The sequence below is a fragment of the Ulvibacterium sp. genome (assembly GCF_965228935.1).
Lineage (GTDB): Bacteria > Bacteroidota > Bacteroidia > Flavobacteriales > Flavobacteriaceae > Ulvibacterium.
Genome location: NZ_OZ245846.1, coordinates 1113004 through 1134935 on the forward strand (window position 1 = coordinate 1113004; position 21932 = coordinate 1134935).

At 41.7% G+C, this 21932-nt stretch carries 23 protein-coding genes; 13 read left to right on the plus strand and 10 right to left on the minus strand.

Annotation, left to right across the window (positions count from 1 at the left end; genetic code table 11):
* The first annotated feature begins 66 nt into the window (after positions 1-66).
* The 6 genes from ACO06Y_RS04815 (at position 67) to ACO06Y_RS04840 (ending at position 5446) form a co-directional block, all read left to right on the plus strand.
* A complete protein-coding gene (locus ACO06Y_RS04815; protein WP_422082698.1) occupies positions 67-726 on the plus strand; it encodes a DUF2461 domain-containing protein in 660 nt (219 codons plus the stop codon).
* Positions 727-758: 32 nt separating this feature from the next.
* Entirely contained in the window at positions 759-1130 is a 372-nt protein-coding gene (locus ACO06Y_RS04820) for a SnoaL-like domain-containing protein (RefSeq protein ID WP_422082699.1), read from the plus strand.
* Positions 1131-1534: 404 nt separating this feature from the next.
* Positions 1535-2362: a ligand-binding sensor domain-containing protein gene (locus ACO06Y_RS04825; protein ID WP_422082700.1), complete on the plus strand. Its 828-nt coding sequence runs from the start codon at positions 1535-1537 to the stop codon at positions 2360-2362.
* A gap of 56 nt (positions 2363-2418) precedes the next feature.
* The gene (locus ACO06Y_RS04830) at positions 2419-4401 is read left to right on the plus strand and encodes a two-component regulator propeller domain-containing protein (protein ID WP_422082701.1); all 1983 of its coding nucleotides are present in this window, start codon (positions 2419-2421) and stop codon (positions 4399-4401) included.
* 198 nt (positions 4402-4599) lie between these two features.
* Positions 4600-5187 carry a hypothetical protein gene (locus ACO06Y_RS04835; RefSeq protein WP_422082702.1) on the plus strand — a complete coding sequence of 196 codons (588 nt, stop codon included), beginning with the start codon at positions 4600-4602 and terminating at the stop codon, positions 5185-5187.
* A 4-nt stretch (positions 5188-5191) separates the two neighbouring features.
* Complete coding sequence (locus ACO06Y_RS04840) at positions 5192-5446, plus strand: hypothetical protein (RefSeq protein WP_422082703.1); 255 nt, start codon at positions 5192-5194, stop codon at positions 5444-5446.
* Between the two features lie 21 nt (positions 5447-5467).
* Here the strand turns inward: ACO06Y_RS04840 and ACO06Y_RS04845 are convergent, their stop codons facing one another.
* Complete coding sequence (locus ACO06Y_RS04845; RefSeq protein WP_422082704.1) at positions 5468-6163, minus strand: ABC transporter ATP-binding protein; 696 nt, start codon at positions 6161-6163, stop codon at positions 5468-5470.
* Positions 6164-6184: 21 nt separating this feature from the next.
* Positions 6185-7654: a DUF5687 family protein gene (locus ACO06Y_RS04850; RefSeq protein WP_422082705.1), complete on the minus strand. Its 1470-nt coding sequence runs from the start codon at positions 7652-7654 to the stop codon at positions 6185-6187.
* A 129-nt stretch (positions 7655-7783) separates the two neighbouring features.
* Here ACO06Y_RS04850 and ACO06Y_RS04855 point away from each other — a divergent pair, with 129 nt between their 5' ends.
* Positions 7784-8833: a 2Fe-2S iron-sulfur cluster-binding protein gene (locus ACO06Y_RS04855; RefSeq protein WP_422082706.1), complete on the plus strand. Its 1050-nt coding sequence runs from the start codon at positions 7784-7786 to the stop codon at positions 8831-8833.
* 305 nt (positions 8834-9138) lie between these two features.
* Here the strand turns inward: ACO06Y_RS04855 and ACO06Y_RS04860 are convergent, their stop codons facing one another.
* From ACO06Y_RS04860 to ACO06Y_RS04875, 4 genes are all read right to left on the minus strand, one after another.
* Entirely contained in the window at positions 9139-9933 is a 795-nt protein-coding gene (locus ACO06Y_RS04860) for a patatin-like phospholipase family protein (protein ID WP_422082707.1), read from the minus strand.
* A 78-nt stretch (positions 9934-10011) separates the two neighbouring features.
* The gene (gene trxA, locus ACO06Y_RS04865; RefSeq protein WP_422082708.1) at positions 10012-10314 is read right to left on the minus strand and encodes a thioredoxin; all 303 of its coding nucleotides are present in this window, start codon (positions 10312-10314) and stop codon (positions 10012-10014) included.
* A 20-nt stretch (positions 10315-10334) separates the two neighbouring features.
* The gene (locus tag ACO06Y_RS04870) at positions 10335-11249 is read right to left on the minus strand and encodes a DnaJ C-terminal domain-containing protein (protein ID WP_422082709.1); all 915 of its coding nucleotides are present in this window, start codon (positions 11247-11249) and stop codon (positions 10335-10337) included.
* 107 nt (positions 11250-11356) lie between these two features.
* Positions 11357-12850, minus strand: coding sequence for a Do family serine endopeptidase (locus ACO06Y_RS04875; RefSeq protein ID WP_422082710.1), 1494 nt, complete (start codon positions 12848-12850; stop codon positions 11357-11359).
* A gap of 661 nt (positions 12851-13511) precedes the next feature.
* Here ACO06Y_RS04875 and ACO06Y_RS04880 point away from each other — a divergent pair.
* The 5 genes from ACO06Y_RS04880 (at position 13512) to ACO06Y_RS04900 (ending at position 17720) form a co-directional block, all read left to right on the plus strand.
* Positions 13512-14216 (plus strand): TIGR04282 family arsenosugar biosynthesis glycosyltransferase, encoded by a 705-nt coding sequence (locus ACO06Y_RS04880; RefSeq protein ID WP_422082711.1) that lies wholly within the window; start codon positions 13512-13514, stop codon positions 14214-14216.
* Between the two features lie 120 nt (positions 14217-14336).
* Positions 14337-14672 carry an arsenosugar biosynthesis-associated peroxidase-like protein gene (locus ACO06Y_RS04885; protein ID WP_120709940.1) on the plus strand — a complete coding sequence of 112 codons (336 nt, stop codon included), beginning with the start codon at positions 14337-14339 and terminating at the stop codon, positions 14670-14672.
* 77 nt (positions 14673-14749) lie between these two features.
* Positions 14750-15805, plus strand: coding sequence for an arsenosugar biosynthesis radical SAM (seleno)protein ArsS (arsS, locus tag ACO06Y_RS04890; protein ID WP_422082712.1), 1056 nt, complete (start codon positions 14750-14752; stop codon positions 15803-15805).
* Between the two features lie 74 nt (positions 15806-15879).
* Entirely contained in the window at positions 15880-16848 is a 969-nt protein-coding gene (gene arsM, locus ACO06Y_RS04895; protein ID WP_422082713.1) for an arsenosugar biosynthesis arsenite methyltransferase ArsM, read from the plus strand.
* Positions 16849-17102: 254 nt separating this feature from the next.
* On the plus strand, positions 17103-17720 hold the full coding sequence (locus ACO06Y_RS04900; RefSeq protein WP_422082714.1) for a TetR/AcrR family transcriptional regulator: 618 nt from the start codon (positions 17103-17105) through the stop codon (positions 17718-17720).
* 7 nt (positions 17721-17727) lie between these two features.
* Here ACO06Y_RS04900 and ACO06Y_RS04905 read toward each other — a convergent pair whose 3' ends face one another.
* Genes ACO06Y_RS04905 through ACO06Y_RS04915 form a run of 3 tightly spaced genes read right to left on the minus strand, consistent with a single transcriptional unit; the run spans position 17728 to position 20334 of the window.
* On the minus strand, positions 17728-18777 hold the full coding sequence (locus ACO06Y_RS04905; protein ID WP_422082715.1) for a glycosyltransferase family 9 protein: 1050 nt from the start codon (positions 18775-18777) through the stop codon (positions 17728-17730).
* The gene (locus ACO06Y_RS04910; protein WP_422082716.1) at positions 18764-19366 is read right to left on the minus strand and encodes a DUF4254 domain-containing protein; all 603 of its coding nucleotides are present in this window, start codon (positions 19364-19366) and stop codon (positions 18764-18766) included. The genes ACO06Y_RS04905 and ACO06Y_RS04910 overlap by 14 nt, the downstream gene beginning before the upstream one ends.
* A 29-nt stretch (positions 19367-19395) precedes the next feature.
* Positions 19396-20334: a hypothetical protein gene (locus ACO06Y_RS04915; RefSeq protein WP_422082717.1), complete on the minus strand. Its 939-nt coding sequence runs from the start codon at positions 20332-20334 to the stop codon at positions 19396-19398.
* A gap of 39 nt (positions 20335-20373) precedes the next feature.
* Here ACO06Y_RS04915 and ACO06Y_RS04920 point away from each other — a divergent pair, with 39 nt between their 5' ends.
* Positions 20374-20595 (plus strand): DUF6341 family protein, encoded by a 222-nt coding sequence (locus tag ACO06Y_RS04920; RefSeq protein WP_422082718.1) that lies wholly within the window; start codon positions 20374-20376, stop codon positions 20593-20595.
* On the opposite strand, the gene purD is transcribed toward ACO06Y_RS04920, so the two are convergent.
* Complete coding sequence (gene purD / locus ACO06Y_RS04925; RefSeq protein WP_422082719.1) at positions 20590-21861, minus strand: phosphoribosylamine--glycine ligase; 1272 nt, start codon at positions 21859-21861, stop codon at positions 20590-20592. The genes ACO06Y_RS04920 and purD overlap by 6 nt on opposite strands.
* Positions 21862-21932 lie beyond the last annotated feature (71 nt).

A 21932-nucleotide genomic window follows, 5' to 3' on the forward strand; every position in this document is an offset into this window, starting at 1 on the left:
TACCGCTTTGTCCATAAAGCAAAAACACGATCGTCATTAGCATAAGAAACCGTTAAACTTCTAAGAATGATTACTCCCGCTTACATCTCTTTTTTTAAGGAGCTTCAAAAAAACAATCATAAGGAATGGTTCCATGCCAATAAAAAAAGGTATGAAGATGACGTCAAGGCCCCGTTCATAGGTTTGCTTGATGAAATACTCCCCATATTGGCGCAATGGGACGACCGCATTCCAACAGATTCCAAGAAGGCAATGTTCCGAATTAATCGTGACGTACGCTTTTCAAAGGATAAATCGCCCTACAATCTTATTATGAAAGCCGGGTTTTCCCCCAATGGAAAAAAATCGGAACTGCCCGGTTATTATTTAGGTATCGATGCGGAAAATATACATGTAGGTGGAGGACTCTTTATGATACGTACTCCCCAATTAAAAAAGGTAAGAAACCATATCGCTTCACAAACAGCCGATTTTCTAAATATTCTTGAACACCAAGATTTTAAAAATGCCTTTGGTCAACTTAAGGGCGAAAAAGCAAAACGTTTGGACAAAAGCCTAATCGCGACCGCAGAGAAAACGGAACACATTTACAACAAACAATTCTATGCCTTCGCCGAATTTCCAATTGAACCATTCTTTGGTTCCGACGAACTGACCAACGAGATTCTGAGCCATTTTGAGGCCATAAAACCTTTGAATTCCTATTTAAACCAGTCGTTCGACTAAAATCCAATTTATTAATCAAAAAAAGAAAACAAATGAGTACACAAGAAGTTGCGGACAAATTAGTAAGCCTCTGTAGGGAAGGCAAGTATGATGAAGCCTATGGTTTATACGCTGATGATGCTGTAAGTATAGAAATGCCGGGCGTTCCCAATGAAAGAACAGAGGGGATAGATAACATTATAAAGGGGTACCAAGAGTGGGCGAGCAACATTCAAGAGGCACATGGAGGCACTGTTGGAGACCCAATCGTGGTTGACAACCATTTTGTGGTTCCTATGACCAGTGATGTAACTTTCAAAAATGGAGGTCGGGTTAACATGGAGGAACTTTGTATGTATCAGGTCGAGAATGGAAAAATCAAGAGGGCGTCCTTTCATTACGACCCTTCGGCCATGTTTGGTTGATTATACTGTTTATAGGATGGGCATCTTGCCATTTATAAGGTGCCCTATTTTGCCCCACAAAGTAATGTTCTAATTCCTGCAGTGTCCCGGCGGAGGTTTGGATATCCTTTACAGTTTCGCCCTTGTTCGGTAATACGAAATGCTCACTGAATTCATTAACATGAATGAGGTCATAGCTCCAAATCAAAACCTCTGTCCCCCTATTTTCCTTTAAGTCCCTAATAATCCCTCTTAAACGAATCTGAGTGGTCGAATCAAGATTGGCGAAGGGTTCTTCGAATATAACCACTTCGGGGTCTCCGATAAATGAGGCTACATACCATACTCATCGTATTTTGATTTAAGTATTTCTTCGCTTATTTTTAGTTACATTCCCCCTAATACATCCAAAAAATAAACTACTCGTGAAAGCGACCCTAGTCGTTGTTTGTTGTTTATGGGCTTCTTTTCTGACCATCGGGCAAGATGTGCCCCCGAGGTTTAAGCATCTTACCATGGCCGATGGGTTATCACAATCATCCATTACCTGCATTATCAAGGACAGCAATGGGTTCATGTGGTTCGGAACCGAGGACGGTCTTAATAAATACGACGGTACCAACTTCACGGTATACAGGCATCGCCCAAATGACAATACCAGTATAAGCAGCAGTTACATCAACGCCATAGTGGAACATAAGGACGGGTTTCTTTGGGTGGGTACCAGGAACGGATTGAATTACTTCAATCCCAATAACGAAACTTTTACCCGATATCAACATAATCCCAAAGATGGTAACAGTTTAATCCATAACGAAGTCAATGCCTTGTGGATGAATGCCGATGGGCTTCTTTTGATAGGTACTATGAACGGACTTAATAGTTTCCGTCCAAAGGGAAAGTTCAGCAAACATTTTCCGGAAGATGCCAAAGGCTCCTATAGGGTGAAATCCATAGTTGAAGCGGATAAAAATCATGTATGGGTGCTTAGCTCCGAAATGTTGGAAAAAGTGAGAATCGAAAATGGCCTTTTCAGGGATGTGCCTTTTCAACTTCCTATGAAGGGTTCATTAAAAAATGTGATGGCGCGGGACTCGGCCAATCTATGGATCGGTACAAGTAAAGGCCTTTTTAAATTCAATGAACGATCCCAGACCTTACAAAACCTAAATTTCCATGATTCAAATATGGCCACGATCATAAAAGATAACGTGTTATCCCTAGTTCATGGTCAAAAAAAACCCTGTGGGTAGGAACTAGTAATAGTGGGCTTATCCGATTTGATACCGGAACCCATTCGTTCAAAATCTTGAAACAGGAACTTCAAAACGACGCTAGCTTAAATTCGAACTCAATCCGTTCCTTGTACCAAGATAAGGAGCAAATACTTTGGGTAGGTACTTTCGGTGGCGGCATTAACAAATATGATTCCCATCAACTTCAATTCAAACATTACAAGCATTCTCCGGAAAATACCCATAGCTTAAGCGAAAATAGCGTTCGGGGCATTTTATTGGACAGTAAAGGGCGTTTATGGGTAGGTACGCATGGCGGTTTGAATTGCATGGACAAGGCAACCGGGGAAGTAGAGATCTATCGTTACAATCCAAGGGATGAGACTTCCATTTCCTCAAATACCGTTCGGTCTTTTTGCGAGGATTCCACAGGTACGATTTGGGCCGGCACCTGGATAAATGGTTTAAACCGTTTCGATGAAAAAACAAAAAAGTTTAAACGTTATTATAGGTTGCCCGGGCAAAAAGACTCCATAAACCAAGTAAGAACGTTAATTGCGGATTCGCAGAACAATATTTGGATAGGTGGGTATGGCCTATGGAAATTTAATCCCACAACAGAAGAATCTCAAGTCTTTTTTTATGACCCTAACTTGGCCAAGCGAATAACTGCCCATTCAATCAATATCCTATATTTTGATAAAAAAGGATTACTCTGGGTCGGAACCAAGGATGGCCTCAATTGCCTGGACACGGTAAAAAATTCCATTGAAAAATATCCTTATAACCCAAAAAATTGCCTGGGTCTTAGTCATGAATATGTCACAAGCATCGCAGAGGATGGGAGCGGATATATATGGGTTGGTACGTATGGGGGAGGACTCAATCGATTGGATACCAACACCGGTGTTTTTGAGCATTATACCACTGCCAATGGATTGCTCAACGATGTAATTTATGGTATACTGGTGGACGAAAAAAACCGCGTATGGTTTACCAGCAATGCCGGGTTAAGCCAATTTGATTCTAGCTCAGGGGAATTCAAACATTTTAACGTAAGCCACGGTATCCAGGACAACGAGTTTAATGCAGGGGCCTATTTTAGGAGCAAGGAGGGTGAATTCTTTTTTGGAGGCATCAATGGTCTCAATGCTTTTGACCCCCTTTCCATTAACCCTGCCGTAAAAGCTTCGACAATAGTATTTACGGATTTTCAATTGCTTGGTGAAAAGAATAATTCCCCTGATGCAAATACCCATGTTTTGGATATCCCTATTTCAAGAGCCGATACCATTAGGCTTAAACATAACCAGAACAATATGTCCTTCGGTTTTGCGGAATTGAACTATGCCGATGATGTGAACCATACGTATGAATATCAATTAGAAGGGTTAAGTAATGATTGGAACTTAACCGGGGAGGGGCAGCAAGTGATCCTTGGGAACATAGATCCCGGCACGTACACCCTGAACACCAGGGCAGTCCACGATGTATCGGAAATGGCCTCCATTACCATTGTGATTGCCCCACCATTCTGGAAATCAAATTGGGCCTATATACTCTATTTTCTAATGCTATTGGCCTCAGGCCTGTTGCTGCATGGTTATTTCACTCAGATACAAAGGAAAAGGAAGTTGTTCAAGTCAAAAATAGGGGCCTTGGAAGCGGATGTAAAGCAATTGACAAAAATTCAAAGCAATCCCAATACATTGCCCCTTAAACAAATTAAAGCTCCCTCGGAGGATCAGAAAACCGTTCAAAGGGCCTTGGAAGTAGTTGAAGAACATTTGGTAGATCCAAACTTTGATATTGGCTCATTTGCTGCCCATATGCACATGAGTAAATCGCAATTATATCGCAAGCTAAAGACATACACCGGTTGTTCCCCTACAAGGTTCATTCGGTTGATCCGACTAAAAAAAGCGGCCCAGCTATTGGAAGCAAATGTGGGATCGATCACTGAAATCGCCTACATGGTGGGGTTTGATAATGTTGGTTACTTTTCCAAATGTTTTACGGAAACTTTTGGAACACCCCCTTCCCAATACAAACCATAAGCTATTCTACCTTATTGACCTATAAGTGTAAGAAATTGAACTATATGTGGGGTTTTCTTATTCCTGCACTTTATAGATTTATCGTACACTTTTAAAGTATACATCTTTGCCACTTCACAATTTCCATTTGTTCGTGACCAAGTTTCTTCCGGGTTGCGAAATTGTTATCAAAATAGATCCTTTCAAAACGGTATTCCTATGAGAGTCTTTGAATGGAGTCGTACAATTGTTTTGGTAGTGTTGTTTTTTCCATTCATATGTTCAGGTCAGGATTGTGATTTTTCCCGTAAACGTGCTAAAAAGGCCAAAAAACATTTTACCGATCAAAAAGTGTTAAAAGCTACCGTACAACGCAATCTATTTGGAAAATTTAGCCATGGCGCCACTACCAATTTTGTCAGGACGGATAAAAATAACTACTACTTGTCATTGGTCTTTATACGGGAATTTGGAAAAAGAATAGACATCATGGACAAAGATCCAGTCGTGATGCAATTTGAAGACAATAGTATCCTGACGCTATATCCCGATAAGACAAAGCTTGGAAAATTTACCCTACCGGTCACTACGGAAACCATTGATCCCTACTATACGATTCGTGAGGAACAATTAAAATTGATAAGTGCACAACCAATAAAACACGTAAAAATTTACTTTACATCGGACAAGGTGGATGAAGATAAAAGAGGAATGGATGATTTAGGTACTTTTTTCGAATATGAAATTCTTAGTACGCGTTATCAATCCAGTTTAATAGAAGCCGCAAATTGTATTCTTCAAGAATAAATCTATGAAAAAAACGTATTTGGTACTTTTTGGTTTATTGTCCGTTATTTCTTCCTGTAGTTCGGATGGCGAGGGGGGTAATTGTAGCATTAGTTGTGGTGGTTTTGGAACGGGGCAGCCTTTTGTCCAAACGAACAAAGCTTTTGTCTCGGAATCGGAATGTGTACAACTGGGCAAGGACAAGGACGACGCGAGTTGTAAAACTTCCTTTTGCCCGCCAACCGGAGACCCGTACGATTGCTACCAGGTATATCCCTAAAGGATGAGATTTCTTGTGCGATTACCCTGCAAAGAAGCTTTCCAATTCCTGTAAGGTCTCTGTGGAGGTTTGGATATCCTTTACTATTTCGCCCCTGTCCAGTACCACGATACGCTCGCAGACCTCCGTAACATGAATGAGGTCATGGCTTGAAATCAAGACAGTAATCTCCCTCTTTTCCATTAAGTCCTTAATAATCCCTTTTAAACGAATCTGGGTAGTCGGATCTAGATTGGCGAAGGGTTCGTCCAATATGACCACTTCAGGGTCTCCAATAAATGAGGCCACGATACCGGCCTTTTTTTGATTGCCCTTGGACAGATCCCTTAGGTATTTATGCTGTCCCAGAATTTCACCGTGAAAGAAATTTTCAAATTTTGACAAGAGCATATCTACATCGGCCTTATTCCGATTGCGAAGCTCCCCTATAAAATAAAAGTATTCCTCAGGGGTAAGGTATCCGATTAAAAAGGTTTCATCAATAAATGAAGCGGTGAAGGGTTTCCAGGCTTCACTCGTATCAACACGAACATCATTATTTATAATATGGCCGGTAGTGGGGCTTATCAAATCCAGTATCAAACTAAAAAATGTCGTTTTCCCCGCCCCATTATTGCCGACCAACCCAAAACTTTGTCCTTTGGGGATTTCCAATCGTTCCAAATTTAAAACGATTTGGTTGCCGTATTTTTTGGTCAGATTTTGTGCAATGATCATGGTACAAGTATCTCGTTTTACCTAACTATTCTTTTCCTTAAACCCGGCTATCATACCGTACTTCTTTTTTCTATATAGTTCCGTAATACCATCCAGAAGCCTTTTGCGGAGGACAAAACCCAATAGGCCCAATGCCGCTATCGCCATAAGCCCAACCTCAAAAGAAACCAAAAACTTAAAAAGGGCGAAAATTAGTACGGGAAGTCCCAGTAGGGGGATAATTACCAGAAACTGGGCTGCTCCCGTACCTTGCATGTTGGAAAAGGCGCTTTTGTCCAAATCGATCCTCTTTTTATTTAAAGAACCAAAAAGTAGTATTACAGGAGTATTTACCCCTAGATTATATAGTGCAGCACTAAAATTAATGGCCAAGGCTTGCCATCCAAAATATACATAGGGAATGGAAAGTAGGAACATAATCACAACACTGACGGAAATCAATCCTGCCTTGGACTCCAGATATTTCCGCAGCGGTATGTTCTGGGACATCAGCATACTGTAGTAAGCACTGTCCCAAGCGGGAACAAACTGGCCAAAATTGGCCAAAAAAATGCCTGTAATAAAAATCCCCGCAAATACCATTAAGCTGGAGGTAAGGGCAAAATCATCCATTGTATAAAATACCAATCCGTATAAAATCATGGCCAATGAAATAAATACCTGCGTTCTTGTACGTTTGTTGCGCCATATCATCCTTAAATCCAATTGTAAAAATGGAGCAATACTCCCAAAATGTCTAGTCCATGCCAGATCCGAAGTAATGGCCTTTTTAGTCCTTTTACCCAATGAAGCATCCAAAAAAATCCTTTTCCGCAAAAATCCATAATTGAGTAAGTAGGCCAAAAACGACAGAAATAGCGGAACCGTAAAAAGGAATTCATGTTCGTAAAGGGCGTAAAAGATTTTACCTGTGTAATCGGTAATGGGAAGAATGGTAAAATACTCCAAAGCATAGAAAGCAATCAGTGTTCCGGCCAAAACTAGGAATGCCGTATCACTTTTATTGATGATGAAATTGACATAGTTCACCGTGAGCACCAGGAAAACAATCGAAAGTAACCAAAAGCCTACATTTAATACCGGGTATCCATGAGTCAAAAGCACTATAGCGAAGGGAACGAATATAGACAGCCCCATAAAATTATAAAACGATACTCCAGATCTGGCGAGGATATAATGGGTAATCGTACTTTTCTTTATGGGCAGTGTCAGCAAGGGCTTCACTTCCATTACCGGAAGTTTTTGCATAAAATACCGGATAAAAAGTTCCGTGAGCAACCAGTAGGGCATAAATTCGCTCAATTTTCGTAAAGGGTCTGCCTCCGGAAAAATCTTTTGTAAAAGAAAAAAAAGGCCAGATCCTGCCAAAATCAGTGAAACCATCATGTATACGGCAAAGAAAAGCATCAAAACTTTTAGGGCAAGCCCTTTTCCCAGGGAGGCCGACCTAAAAAAAGACTTCCATTGCAGGCTGATGAAGTACTTGAACATTCCGGTGGGTGTTCTTTATGGCAAGTTAGTGCGGTTAAGTCCATATTTGTTACAATAAGCTGTTATTTTTTTAACATTCCGGTCTAAAATGGAGATTGCTTTAGTAGTTTTGCACAAATTTTTTTGAATATGCCCAATTTCCATCCTCTAGTTGTAAAACATATAAAATCATTGACCCCTAATTCGGTGGCGATTACCCTAGAAATTCCCAAGGACTTATTGCAGACCTTCGATTTCATTTCCGGACAATATATTACCATCAAAAAAGAGATAAAGGGACAAGAATTACGAAGAGCCTACTCCATTAGTTCCGTACCCAAAAAGGATACCATTACCATTGGGGTAAAAAAAGTGGACAAGGGTGGGTTTTCGGATTATGCCAACACCAAATTGGCCGTTGGAGAGGTTTTGGAAGTTATGCCCCCCGAAGGTCGGTTTGTATTTAAGCCTTCCGATACTCCAAAAGATATTGTCGCTTTTGCCGCTGGTAGTGGTATTACCCCAATTATGAGCATTGTTCGTACTGCCCTGGAAAGCCATCCCAAGAACCGGTTTGTATTGGTCTATGGGAACCGATCGTATGAAGAAACCATGTTCTATACGGACTTGGTAAAACTACAATTGGATTATACTAATCGGTTTTTTGTCTATTTCATCAATAGTCGTGCCCATGAGAGCGACTCCCTATTCGGACGTATAGATGTCTCCACCGTTAATTATGCACTAAAGAACAAACACAAAAATATTGATTTTGACGCCTATTATCTGTGTGGGCCGGAGGCTATGATCAATCTTGTAAGCGATACACTTACGGAGAAGGAGGTTCCCGAGGAAAAAATCTATTTTGAACTGTTTACCACTACAGAGATTTTGGATGAGATACCGGAAACCGCCGAGGGGCAGACCCAACTTACCGTAGTTCTTGAGGACGAGGAATTTGTATTATCCATGGATAAAAAAACCCTTGTGTTGGATGCAGTTCTCAAAGAAAATATCGACGCCCCATATTCATGTCAAGGGGGTGTCTGCAGTAGTTGTATCGCCAGAATTACCGAAGGGAAAGCGGAAATGGTAAAGAATCAGATTTTAACGGACGGTGAAATTGAGGAGGGGTTTATCCTTACCTGCCAGGCACATCCCACAACCCCAACCCTAACCGTAGATTACGACGATGTCTAAAAATAACTGGATGTCTATTTCTTTTAAGGAGTAAAAGGCAAAAAAAGGAGTAGGCTCCTAAGATTTATGTTCTAAATCTGACTTTGGCCTAAAAATCAAGACCAAACCCCTTGCTTCAAAAAAGACCATTTGGTTGGTAAGCAAGATGTATCTGGTATTCTTTGGTCAGTTATGTGCATTTTATCGAACCCTTTGGTTAAATCCCCTGTTTTTTAAAAAATCGGGAAGATCTAACAATTGTTATATGGGACGATTTAGTCGGTTTGGAGTATAGCCCGTTCCGTTCTATCAATTCAGGCTTTATACTAATTATCGGCTTGTTTTAGTTCCTTTTCCAGGGTTTCCAAGGCCAAATCATATCCCATTATATAGGCCTTTTCAATCCCTGTACGATCCAAAACGCCTATTTTTTCCAATTCCTTGTACTCCAATAGCAAGTCACAGGAGTGTAATTTTTTCTTGTTAATGGCATAAATCATAAGGCTTGTTACCCTGCCTGTAAGCTGTATGGAATTTTTAAGGGCATTTTTATGGAGTTCACCTACAACGGATACGTTACTTCCGATTACATAATCCGTACTGTGTTGTAGGGGTTCTAAAGGAAAGTTATTCATTATCCCCCCATCCGCGTATAGTCTTCCCTTAAGCTCCACGGGACTAAAAACCGGAGGCAAGGCCGCGGATGCCAATAAGGGCCGTATCAATTCGCCTTCAGAAAAAAATTGTTGTTCCCCTTTCTGAAGATCGGTGGCCACTACGTGCAGATCCTTTTCCAATGAGCGGAAGGTGTCCTGGGGGAAGTATCCCTTAAAAATTTCAAAATAGCGATCCGTATCGATAAATCCCGGCTTAAGAATGGTCAAAAAATTGTACTTGAACAAAGGTGTTTCCTTAAAAAAGGAAAGCATGTCGGAAACCGAGTTTCCATTGGCATATAAAGCCCCGACCAAGGCTCCCACACTACTTCCACTGACTACTTGGGCGGAAATGCCCAATTCTTCCATAGCGCGTATAAGTCCTATATGCGCCATGCCCCGTACGCCACCTCCTGAGAGTACCAATCCAATGGATAGATTGTTCGTAAGCAACTTCGTTCCCAAAATCCCCATTTTATATGCAAAGCTACTCAAAAGCCTTGCGCGTTATATTTAACCTAAAACAAAATATTGCCTATTCCATTATCCAGAATTCCTATCTATAAGTCCTACCAGTTGCGCCTTGTCCGTTACTCCGGAATGCCTCCAGATTACCTGTCCCTTCTTAAAAAGAATCAGCGTAGGTACTCCCCTTACCTGAAATCTATTGGCTATATTTTGGTTCTTGTCCACATCAATTTTTATAATCTTGGCCTTTTCCCCTACTTGTGCAGCTACCTCCTTAAGAATAGGGGCCTGCATTTTGCAGGGTCCGCACCAATCCGCATGGAAGTCGACCAAAACCGGCTTTTCCGATTGTATCAAATTCGCAAAGTTTCCTTTCATTGTTTATCGCTTTTGAGCCTTTAACGGCTATTTTGAATTTCCCTTATCAGTTCCTTTTGTCTGGGGGTAAGCTTAGTTGGCAATTGTATATTAATAGTGACGAATAAGTCTCCGTATTGTCCCGGTTTCCCATATTTGGGCATTCCTTTGCCCCTTAAACGGATGGTCTTCCCATTTTGGGTACCTTCCTTGATCGGAATCTTAACCTTGCCGGATAGGGTTATCACATCTTGTTTGCCTCCCAAAAGGGCTTTGAAAACATCCACCGACAAATTCATATGCAGGTGATCTCCTTCTCTCTTATAGATGGCATGTTCCCGTACCCCGATATCGACATAAAGATCTCCAGCCTGTCCCCGACTTCCTTTTTGACCTTTGCCCTTGGCCCGCAACTGCAGCCCGGTATAGGCTCCAGGCTTAATCTTTAATTTTATCCTTTGCCCGTCCCATTCAAGTACCCGTTCCGTTCCGTGATAGGCTTCGGTAAGATCAAGGGTTACCTCGCCCGATACATCCCCGCCAGGAAACCCATATGCGCCTCTGTCCCTGGCACTACTACCGAAAAAAGCTTCGAAAAAATCCGAAAAACCACTTCCGTTCCCGAAACCGGAATCTGAATTCGTATAGGCATATCGTTGTCGATTTTTATAGTGTTGGTATTGGCTACGTTGCTGCATAAATTCATCATAGCTGGCGCCGGACTGTTGAAATTGTTCCCAATCCGAACCTAAGGCATCATATTGTTTCCGCTTTTCATCATTTCCCAACACCTGATAGGCCTCGGAAATCTCCTTGAATTTTTCTTCCGATGCCTTATCTCCTTTGGTTTTGTCCGGATGATATTGTGTAGCCAGTTTGCGATAGGCCTTTTTGATATCCTTATCGCTGGCGTTCCTGTCTACATTTAATATGCTGTAATACTCCTTAAACTTCATATATCTCCTATGGATTTATCGGCCAAAGTACCTTATACTTTATATCCCAACCTATGACCTTCATCATATCGGAAAATTAAAAAGGGGGCGTTGTTCGCCCCCTTTTATTATGACCCCATTCCAAAGGCATAATAGTGTTTTCCAGGACGGTCTTCGTAAACTCCCTCCAGCATTACGCCGCCCTCCTTGTTTTCCAAGGCTTTGGCTACGTCTTTTATATCAACTACTTTTTTACCGTCTATATGTGTAATAATAAAGCCTTCCTGCATTTGGGTCTCCTTGCGCAACTTTCCAGCGTAAAGATGGGTTACTTTTACACCTCCATCCAAATTCAGTTTTTTGGCTTCTTCCTTTCCGAGGTTCTCAAAATCGGCGCCCAAAAGGTTTAAAACTTCCTTCTTTTCCTTTTTTACAATTTCGGTACTCCCTTTGGCATTTTCCAAAACCACGTCGAATTCCTTCATCGTACCGTCCCTATTGACCGTAACCATAACCTTATCGCCAGGTCTATGACGGGCAATGATTTCTTGAAGTCTAGGGGAAGTCAAGGTTTCATTTTCATCTACTTTTATGATAATATCACCCTTTTCGATACCTGCTTTTTCTGCGGCACTATCCTCTCCAATGTTTTCCACCCAAACCCCTTTGGTGAAGTCTACACCTTTTTCCTTGGCCAGGTTACCGTCCATAGTCCGTATGGAAACCCCCAGCATACCTCTTTGTACGCTTCCATATTTTAAAAGATCCTCCACCACTTTGGATACGATATTACTGGGGACTGCAAATCCATAACCGTTATAGGTGCCGGTTCTACTGGCAATGGCCGTATTAATACCGATAAGATTGCCATCCAAATTGACCAAGGCACCACCACTATTCCCAGGATTGATGGCCGCATCCGTTTGGATAAAACTCTCTACCGCAAATTTTTCCCGGTTGATATTGATGTTTCGGCCCTTGGCACTTACGATTCCTGCAGTGACCGTGGATGTAAGACTAAAGGGATTGCCCACGGCCAAGACCCATTCCCCAATTTGAACATCATCGGAGTTTACCAAGGCCAAAGGATTTAAGTTATCGGCCTTTATTTGGATAAGGGCCAAATCCGTGGTCGGGTCCGTCCCGATTACCGTTGCCTTATAAGTACCATTATCATGTAAGGTAACCTCTATTTCATCCGCGTTGGCAATTACATGGTTGTTGGTTACGATATACCCTTGATCATTGATAATAACACCAGATCCGGTCCCGTACATGGGCTGGGGACGCGATCCTTCACCTCGGGGTAAATCCTTGAACATATCCCCAAAGAAATCCTTGAAGGGATCGGGCAATTGGCGATATTCCTCTTGTCCCCCATATCTTGCTCCGCTTTGAGTGGATTTAATGTTTACCACAGCATCCAAGACCTTATCGACCGTCACGGTAAAGTCCAAGGGTTTTAGATTACCCTCCTTGTCTGCCGTATACAATACATTTTTCCCTTCCGTTCCCTGCACCTGCTGAATGGTCACCGGTTTCTCCTTGACCAAAAGATAACCTCCAATGGCACCAAAGCTTACCATCAAGGCTATCAAGGCAGCGAAAAAATAAACTCTCATTTCTGTTCGACGATGATTTCTATTTTTCATAATCCGATTTTGTTTTAATTACTTGTTCGTATTCATTGTTATGACCTGACTACCAATATGTCTTTTAGGATGTGGAAAGGCATTAGCTGAAAGCCTGTCGTTTTTACATGACAAAATGTCTAGGCTTTGTTTTGGATTTATTCCCTACCTGTTTGTCGGTTCCAATGAAAACCAATATTCGATCATTCATAATATCCTAAAATATCTTTTTGGCCATGAAGCCTAAAAAAGTGAACCCTATAAACATCGGTAATGATAAATCAAACGTCAACTTTTCTATAATCCAATAGTTTAAAAGAACATAATAGTCGGAGTGGAAGGGACAAATCCTATGCCAGAAGCCAAAGTCATATTATTAAAATTTTTCTAAAATTTTATTTGCCCATAGGCTTCCCAAAACCGACTATCAAGTCCTTTTGTCTTATGTGTAATCACATATTTGAAATATTCCTGCATTTGGTCGTTCATAAAGCTCAATTGTCCTTTCATCGTCCTTTTTATGTTCTCCTTAAGATGAACTTGACAGACTGTCCGGTCCAATAAAATAGCTGATGTGTTGTAATTAACCTTTTACCGCTTCGACTGATAACACGAATATTTTTATTGTAATTTTATCACAATAAATGAAATAATGGCACGCGTTATTCATCAAAAGACAGCGATACTTCTATTTGCCAATTCCGGTAAGGAAGAATTAAAGCACAAACCTGTTGAAAATGGGGCGGGCCTTTTTGATGAACTGACAAAATACACTTTGGGCGAGGTCGAGAAGACGGGATTGCCTTTTTTCCATCTCACGGAAAAGCATCAAAAGGGAGATTCTTTTGGGGAGCGTTTTGCCCATGCCATTCAAGCGATTTTTGATAAAGGCTATGATAGTATCATTACCCTTGGGAACGATACTCCGCATCTTCACTTCTCCCACATTCAAGAAGCACATGCACAGCTCAAATCCAAAAAGCTGGTCCTTGGGCCTTCTGTGGATGGCGGGTTTTATCTTATGGGCATACACCGGTCACAGTTTCATGCCGTTTCTTTTGCCAATTTACCCTGGCAGACCTCCAAGCTGTTCAAAGCGATTATCGATTGGGCGGATATTGGGGAAGAGGAATTGACCCGGTTACAGCCTTTGATCGATTTAGATCAACTTCATGATGTACGGAATCTGCTATCCCGTTTCCGTACCTTCCCGAAGGCCGTTCTTCGGTTGCTTGTCCAAATCATATACCGAAGAGTACAAAAGTATGGCTTCGTACCTACTTCTATTGATTCTCATTTCCTTCACATCCCTTTTAATAAGGGTTCCCCAGCTTTATTCGCAGTCGGGATTCGGTGAGCGTTATAGCGCTTTCATCACTAAAAATCATTCTTAAATAAAATTATGGTAACAGGTCTACGGTCTTGATCGGCCTATTCTGGATTCCATATTCAATACATACCTATATAAAAAGTTATCATGGCGAATACGTATTACGACGCAGCGGATTTAAGAAAATTCGGAAAAATTACGGAATGGAGCGAAGAACTGGGAAACAAGTTTTTTGAGTATTACGGAAAAGTGTTTGAGGAAGGTGCATTAAGTGCACGTGAAAAATCATTGATCGCATTGGCCGTTGCACATGTGGTCAAATGCCCCTATTGCATCGATGCCTATACCAAGGATGGCCTACAACGTGGTATCACCAAAGAAGAAATGATGGAAGCCGTACATGCGGGAGCGGCCATTGAAAGTGGTGCCACCTTGGTACACGGTGTACAAATGATGAACAAATACAATAAACTAAGCATGTAGAATGGTTAGCTGTTGTTAGTTAAAAGTAATCTTATCCAATACCTAACAATACGTGACCAGTGATTAAGAACAAAAGTATGGCTACAAAATCACTAAAAGCAAGACAGAATGAATTGGCTACGACCAATAAACAACTGGAAGTTTTAAACGGCGGTATCTTCGCCGAAGGAGAACTTCCCTACTTTAAGGACAAGCTTGCCAATATTGGACATTACCCTTTGCGACCCAAAAAACTGGAGATTTTACAGATCAATGTAGGGTATATGTGTAATCAGATTTGTGAGCATTGCCATGTGGACGCCGGCCCTGACCGAAAGGAAATCATGACGCGAGAGACTATGGAGCAATGCTTGGATGTTATTCGTAATACAGGTGCCCATACCCTAGATCTTACAGGAGGAGCTCCGGAAATGAACCCCAATTTTCGATGGTTTGTCGAAGAAGCCGCCAAGGCGGGGATTCAAGATTTTATCGTTCGATCCAATTTGACCATTATCCGCGCGAACAAGAAATACTATGACTTGCCCGAGTTCTTTAAGAAGCACAATGTGCATGTGGTCTCTTCCATGCCGCACTACACTCGTGGAAAGACCGACAAGCAACGCGGCGATGGTGTTTTTGACAAAAGTATCAAGGCCTTACAGGAATTGAATGCGGTAGGATACGGCATGCCCGGCCAGGATTTGCGATTGGATCTGGTGTATAATCCATCAGGAGCTTATCTGCCCGGAAACCAAGCTGCGTTGGAAAAGGACTTTAAAAAAGCCCTTGATGAAGATTTCGGTATTCAGTTCCATAATCTGTTTGCCATTACAAATCTTCCCATCTCCCGTTTTTTGGATTACCTCATCGCCTCTGAAAACTATGAGGATTATATGTATGCACTGGTAGAGGCATACAATCCTGCGGCGGTAGAGAATGTAATGTGTACCAATACCATTTCGGTAAGTTGGGATGGATGGCTTTACGATTGCGACTTCAATCAAATGTTAGGGCTTAAGGTCGCCAGCAAAATAAAGCACATCAAGGATTACAATGAGGACATATTAAATGACCGAAATATCATCATTTCACAACATTGTTACGGGTGTACCGCAGGAGCGGGAAGCAGTTGCCAAGGCACGGTGACCTAGGAACGCTTTCGTCTACAACCCTATTTCAAAAATAAAGCTCCGCGAAAGGAGGAGGATATTCAAAAGAACATATTATGAGTTATTTACAAGCTACAAACGACCTTTACAAGGAAGCAGCACTGACGCCCGATGTAGGCCTGTGCTGTACCACCAATCCCATTTGGGAACTACCGGGGCTGACCGTACCAAAAATCATGCAGGAAATGAACTACGGTTGCGGTAGTACGGTGCATGCCAGGGATTTGACCAACAATCCGAAAATATTGTATGTTGGGGTCGGCGGTGGAATGGAGCTGTTACAGTTTTCCTATTTCAGTCGTCAAAGATCAGGGGTCATCGGTGTAGATGTCGTTGATGAAATGCTGGAGGCCAGCCGAAAAAACTTTACGATTGCCGAGGAAGAAAACGATTGGTTCAAATCCGAATTTGTGACATTACGCAAAGGAGATGCCCTAAACCTTCCGGTAGAGGACGGCAGCATAGATGTGGCCGCCCAGAACTGCCTGTTCAATATCTTTAAGGAAGATGACCTAAAACGGGCTATTGAAGAAATGTACCGCGTGTTGAAACCACAGGGCAGACTCGTGATGAGCGATCCCGTTTGCGAGCAGGAGATGAGTCCGGACTTAAGAAATGATGACCGATTAAGGGCCTTATGCTTAAGTGGGAGCTTGCCTATACATAAATATGTTAAGGCATTGACCGACGTAGGTTTTGGAACCATTGAGATAAGGGCCCGAAAGCCATATCGTATCTTGGATCCAAAAAACTATCCTACCGATGAATTGATTTATATCGAATCCATTGAGGTAGCGGCAATAAAAGACCCCATGCCCAACGACGGCCCTTGTGTATTTACCGGAAAAGCGGCCATCTATTATGGTAGCCAAGACTATTTTGATGATAAAAAAGGGCATGTCCTTCTAAAAAATCAACCTTTGGCAGTTTGCGATAAAACAGCGGGTGCACTGGCTGCTATGAATAGGGATGATATTTTCATCAGCAAATCAACATACCATTATGACGGTGGAGGCTGCTGTTAAATGGGGTATATTTCCCCGTTTTAGCGGCCTTATGTTCAATAGGAATTCCCAAAGGGACGTTGTTAAACCGATATTCATTGCACTTAAACCGACTGCTTGGTCGGTTTATTTTTTTTGAAAACAGTACGTTCATCGAGGTTTTGTCATTTGGACGATTTTTTCCACAGCTTTGTCCTTAAATATTGAGCCAAAGTAAGCTTCGGGGGTTCTTTGTTCTAGACTCAACAGTCTTTTTAACCCAAAACGCAAATCTTATGGACAAGAACCTAAAACGTATGGCTACCATGCAACGGATGCAAGTCACTGGCTTGGAATTATTTTACAGAAAAGGGTATTACAATACCAGTATAGATGACATTCTTAAAGAACTTTCCCTTTCCAAAGGCGCATTTTACTATCACTTCAGTTCCAAGGAGGATTTCTTCATTCAAATAGTGGAGAATCTAGTAGTTCGAAAAATTTATAGTATGCTCATAGAGCCCATCGAGGGACATGAAAATCCGCTGGACCTTATAACCAATTGTTTTGAGGATGCCTTAGAGACGGCAGTTCATAACGAGCTCGATTACGGATTTGTTCTAAGTAACTTTATCAACGAGTTCAATGGGAGGAATCCGAAAATCATGAAGCATTTGAGCGATATCCTTAAAATATGGGAAGTAAACCTGGTTTCTTCCATACAAAAAGGCAAATTCAATGGTCATATCGATAGACATGTGGATGCCGAGGGTGTAGCGATTTATTTGATGAGCTCCTACATTGGTATACGCACCTTAATGGTAGAAATGGCCCCAAGCGCGCGTAAGTACCGTTTTATGACACAATTGCGCCAGTATTTTAAATCCATTCAAACCAAGCCGCAGACGGTATAACGGAAAACTACTTTTTGAAGCATACGGATTCGATTTTTTCGACAACCTTCTTGACCGGAATCGTGCGCATGATATCCTGATAGCCCGTAGGGCACTTGTTTCCATAGACGGAGGTGGGAATAAATGGGCACTCATCTCTATTGGACAATAGCGCATTATCGTAATCTTGCCCAAAGGGAGCAAATCCGGCGTAGGGGTGGGTAATGCCCCAAAGCGTAATGACCGGTATACCGTATATGGCGGCCAAGTGACCATTACCACTATCCATGGAAAGCATAGCGTCCAGGTTGGAAATCAAGGCCAGTTCTTCCGCAAAGGAGAGCTTTCCTGCCACATTAATGCATTGATCAAACTTGCTTGCCCAGGTGTCCAAAAACTGGATTTCCTCTTGGCCACCACCAAAAAGCATGATTTTGTACCTATTGGTTTCCAAAATTTGACCTATAACATCCTCCATTAAATCCAAAGGATACTGCTTGCCCGAAAAGGCGGCAAAAGGAGCTATTCCAAGCCATTTCCGTGTTTTGGGATCTATAAGTTCAATGGTTCTGTTCGATAGTTTTTCCTTGTGTACTGGAATTGTATTGGACAAATCCAGCGAAAAACCAAGTCTTGCAAATACGTCGGCATAACGTTCATGGGTAGTCCTTAAGGGAAGGAAAACTTTGTTCCTTTCCCGGGTTAAAGCTTTTTTTTCCGGCCTCCCTTTGTCGATTTGAAGAAAGGGAATTTTACTAAAAAAAAAGAATCGTTTTAAAACTTGGGTCCTCAAAACACTGTGAAGATCGGCTACCACATCTATTCCTTTATCTTTCATTTCACCAAACAAGCTCCACAAACCCGGAAATCCTTTATGTTTTCCCTTGAACTCTGCCCCATGCACTTTAACATTGGGCAATGCCGCGAACATGGGAGCAAAAAAAGTACGGGTCAATACGGTTACTCTCAAGTGGGGATATTGGTGCACTAAAGCGGAAAGTACGGGAACGGTCATCGCTACATCGCCCATGGCGGAGAAGCGGATTACCAAAATATGTTGGATGTTATTTTTGGGCACGAAGGACCGGGTTTAGTTCCTCGTCATTGTACATCTTCATCTGTTTATAGACCTTCATATATTTTCGCCCCGCCTCTATGTCATCCAATAACTGATCGATTGCCATGGAAAGATCCTTTTTCTGCTCCTGCAACACCATCAATTTGGCTGTACATTTTTCAATATGTTCCGGTGCGGCGTCCTTACGCTCCACCTCGACCTTCATATGATAGATCTTAAGGGCCAAAATGGAAAGCCTGTCTATTGCCCACGCCGGGCTCTCGGTATTGATAGTGGCTCCCTTCAAGATTTCGACCGACCGGTATTTATCTAGAAAATAACTATCGATATACTCTACCAAATCTGTTCGGTCCTGGTTGCTTGCATCAATCTTTCGCTTTATTTCCAGGGCCTTATTTGGTTCTATATCCGGGTCGCGAATGATATCCTCATAGTGCCATTGTACGGTATCTATCCAGTTTTTTCGGTACAATAAATGAGCGATATCATCTTTGGGGTATCGATTTTCAAAAGGTTGGTCAACCTCATCTTCAATATGATAGTTTCGGATACTTTCCTCAAAAATTCCGAAGGCGAATTCACTGAACATAATTTCATGCTTTTTTCAAATATACCCTATTATTTTAAGATCAAACCGATAAAAAAGACCATAATCGGAATGAAAACGGAAAGCATTAAAATGATTTCCTTGATATTGGGACGCTTTATGGATTCCAAATAATTGGTCATAAAAACCACGGCCGGAAAGAAGGTTAGGATTACCGGGTACGTATTTTCGGATGTGGTCAAAACTTTTAAAATAATTCCGATTCCGAACGAAAGCGCTATAAGGCGCATGGTGATTACTTTGCCCAGTCCGGATTTTCCCAGTTTTAGAAAGGCCAACAAGGCGGCCAATGAAGTTGCCAAAACATAAATGACCAATCTGGCACTGTTGTTCCAATCAAAAAAGTATTGCGAATCGAAATCAAAGGAAAGCTCATAGTGCCGACCTAACAGATCCGGTTTTTCAATTAGGACCAAAGCACAATAGGAAATTGCAAAAACCGTAAAAATCGCGGTAAACGGTACTAGCCAATTTCTTATATTCTTGGGTTCATAAATGTATATCGCGGCCAAGACCAAAAGTAAATAGAGAATGGTCCAATTATAGAAAAGGCTGGAGACCATTATCCAAAGTGTAGCATCAAAAATCTTTAATTTTACGTTTTTGAGAGATTTTAGACTGATTACCCTCCGCGTGGCAAGGAGTAAAAAAAAGCTGCAAAGTATCGCGCTATTGTCGGTCATGGTTTCGGGAAAAACCAACATCAACATGGCATAGAATAGCAAGGCATAGGAATTTGTGGCGGTAATCTTGTTTCTATGGCAAATGAAGTTGACCACAAATAGGCTGAACAGAAGCATTCCAAAAACAAATACCTGCCAAATCAATTCTTCGGGAGGATAGGCTCTTTTGAAAAGTAAAAAGTGTGCCAGCCAATAAAAAACAAACAAAAAACTAAATACGATAAGATAGTTTATCGGTTTTGTTTTTTCAAAAATGCTTGAAATCATCTCGGCTTTTTATACTTTTGCAGGTAAATATACAGCAAGATGACTTCATTTTTCAGAGGGATTGAGACTTTGTTCGTGGACTACCTTTTTGCACCGTACGATATACTTCGCGGACTGGACAATTGGTGGATGGCGAACATAGTGAACTGGTTATTGTTCGTTATTGGGGCCGTGGCATTTGTTTACTGGATGTTGCAGCTAAAAAATTTTAATGACAATAACGAAGAGGACAAGAGCATTACCTCCCATTCCTATCTATAGGTCAAAACCGATATCTTTTCTATAGTTCATCCTATCAAAGCATATTTTATTTATGCTTTCGTAGGATTTGGCCAATGCATCCTGAAAGCTGATTCCAAAAGAGGTAAACGCCATGACTCGACCGCCACTGGTCACAACTTTGCCATTCTCCAGTTTTGTGCCGGCATGGAAAGTCAATGAATCCGTAACGTCCTCAAGACCAAAAATCTCATATCCTTTGTCATAGGTTTCAGGGTAGCCTCCGGATACGGTCATGACCGTTGAGGCGGAACGATCATCTATTTGAAGATCCACGGTGTCCAAAGTCTGATCGGCAACTGCCTGAAAGATCTCCACCAAATCATTTTTGATCCTTGGAAGCACCACTTCGGTCTCCGGATCTCCCATCCGTACATTATATTCAATAACATAGGGATCATTGCCTACCATGATCAACCCAATAAAAATGAATCCTTTATAAGGCAAATTATCTATTTTAAGCCCTTCTACCGTAGGTTTGACGATTCTATCGAGCACTTTGTCCATGAAAGCCTTTTCGGCGAAAGGAACCGGGGAAATGGCTCCCATACCGCCAGTATTTAGTCCTATATCTCCCTCACCAATACGTTTATAGTCCTTAGCGGTTGGAAGAACCTTAAAATTCTTCCCATCGGTCAGTACAAAAACACTTAGCTCTATCCCTGACAAAAACTCTTCTATGACCACAGTCCTGCTAGCGGCCCCAAACTTCGCTTCCTTTAGCATGGAGGTCAGTTCTTGTTTTGCCTTCTCCAAATCGTTCAGTATAACTACTCCCTTACCGGCCGCCAGACCATCGGCCTTTAAAACGTAAGGAGGGCTTAGAGTTTCCAAAAAGGCCAATCCACTTTCCAGCTGCTGTACGGTAAAACTCTGATAGGCCGCGGTAGGGATAGTATGACGTTGCATAAACTGCTTTGCAAATTCTTTGCTGCCTTCCAAATTTGCAGCTGCTTTTTGAGGTCCAATAACAGGAATATCCTTTAGCTCCGGGTCATTAAGGAAAAAATCATGAACACCATTGACCAAAGGATCTTCCGGCCCAACCACGACCATATCTATTTTATTGGATAAAACTATGCCCTTAATACCATTGAAATCATTCACACCAACCGGTATGTTTTGGGCCAAAGAAGCCGTACCGGCATTACCCGGCGCAACAAATAGCCGGTTCAACTTTGGACTCTGTGCCAATTTCCAGGCAAAAGTATGTTCACGGCCTCCCGAACCAAGAATCAAAATATTCATAAAACTCCACTAGTTAATATATGTTTCAAAAATAGTCTATTCCCCCATGTGTAGCTAATTCCTGTCCGGAA

Excerpts from the sequence above, each read along its gene's own strand:
- ACO06Y_RS04815 (WP_422082698.1), top strand. The coding sequence starts at position 67 with ATGATTACTCCCGCTTACATCTCTTTTTTTAAGGAGCTTCAAAAAAAC.
- trxA (WP_422082708.1), bottom strand. The coding sequence starts at position 10,314 with ATGAAAGGAAACTTTGCGAATTTGATACAATCGGAAAAGCCGGTTTTG.
- ACO06Y_RS04870 (WP_422082709.1), bottom strand. The coding sequence starts at position 11,249 with ATGAAGTTTAAGGAGTATTACAGCATATTAAATGTAGACAGGAACGCC.
- ACO06Y_RS04855 (WP_422082706.1), top strand. The coding sequence starts at position 7,784 with ATGCCCAATTTCCATCCTCTAGTTGTAAAACATATAAAATCATTGACC.
- purD (WP_422082719.1), bottom strand. The coding sequence starts at position 21,861 with ATGAATATTTTGATTCTTGGTTCGGGAGGCCGTGAACATACTTTTGCC.
- ACO06Y_RS04880 (WP_422082711.1), top strand. The coding sequence starts at position 13,512 with ATGGCACGCGTTATTCATCAAAAGACAGCGATACTTCTATTTGCCAAT.
- ACO06Y_RS04910 (WP_422082716.1), bottom strand. The coding sequence starts at position 19,366 with ATGTTCAGTGAATTCGCCTTCGGAATTTTTGAGGAAAGTATCCGAAAC.
- ACO06Y_RS04845 (WP_422082704.1), bottom strand. The coding sequence starts at position 6,163 with ATGATCATTGCACAAAATCTGACCAAAAAATACGGCAACCAAATCGTT.
- ACO06Y_RS04915 (WP_422082717.1), bottom strand. The coding sequence starts at position 20,334 with ATGATTTCAAGCATTTTTGAAAAAACAAAACCGATAAACTATCTTATC.
- ACO06Y_RS04920 (WP_422082718.1), top strand. The coding sequence starts at position 20,374 with ATGACTTCATTTTTCAGAGGGATTGAGACTTTGTTCGTGGACTACCTT.
- ACO06Y_RS04835 (WP_422082702.1), top strand. The coding sequence starts at position 4,600 with ATGAGAGTCTTTGAATGGAGTCGTACAATTGTTTTGGTAGTGTTGTTT.
- ACO06Y_RS04850 (WP_422082705.1), bottom strand. The coding sequence starts at position 7,654 with ATGTTCAAGTACTTCATCAGCCTGCAATGGAAGTCTTTTTTTAGGTCG.
- ACO06Y_RS04840 (WP_422082703.1), top strand. The coding sequence starts at position 5,192 with ATGAAAAAAACGTATTTGGTACTTTTTGGTTTATTGTCCGTTATTTCT.
- ACO06Y_RS04820 (WP_422082699.1), top strand. The coding sequence starts at position 759 with ATGAGTACACAAGAAGTTGCGGACAAATTAGTAAGCCTCTGTAGGGAA.
- arsM (WP_422082713.1), top strand. The coding sequence starts at position 15,880 with ATGAGTTATTTACAAGCTACAAACGACCTTTACAAGGAAGCAGCACTG.
- ACO06Y_RS04900 (WP_422082714.1), top strand. The coding sequence starts at position 17,103 with ATGGACAAGAACCTAAAACGTATGGCTACCATGCAACGGATGCAAGTC.
- arsS (WP_422082712.1), top strand. The coding sequence starts at position 14,750 with ATGGCTACAAAATCACTAAAAGCAAGACAGAATGAATTGGCTACGACC.
- ACO06Y_RS04885 (WP_120709940.1), top strand. The coding sequence starts at position 14,337 with ATGGCGAATACGTATTACGACGCAGCGGATTTAAGAAAATTCGGAAAA.
- ACO06Y_RS04875 (WP_422082710.1), bottom strand. The coding sequence starts at position 12,850 with ATGAGAGTTTATTTTTTCGCTGCCTTGATAGCCTTGATGGTAAGCTTT.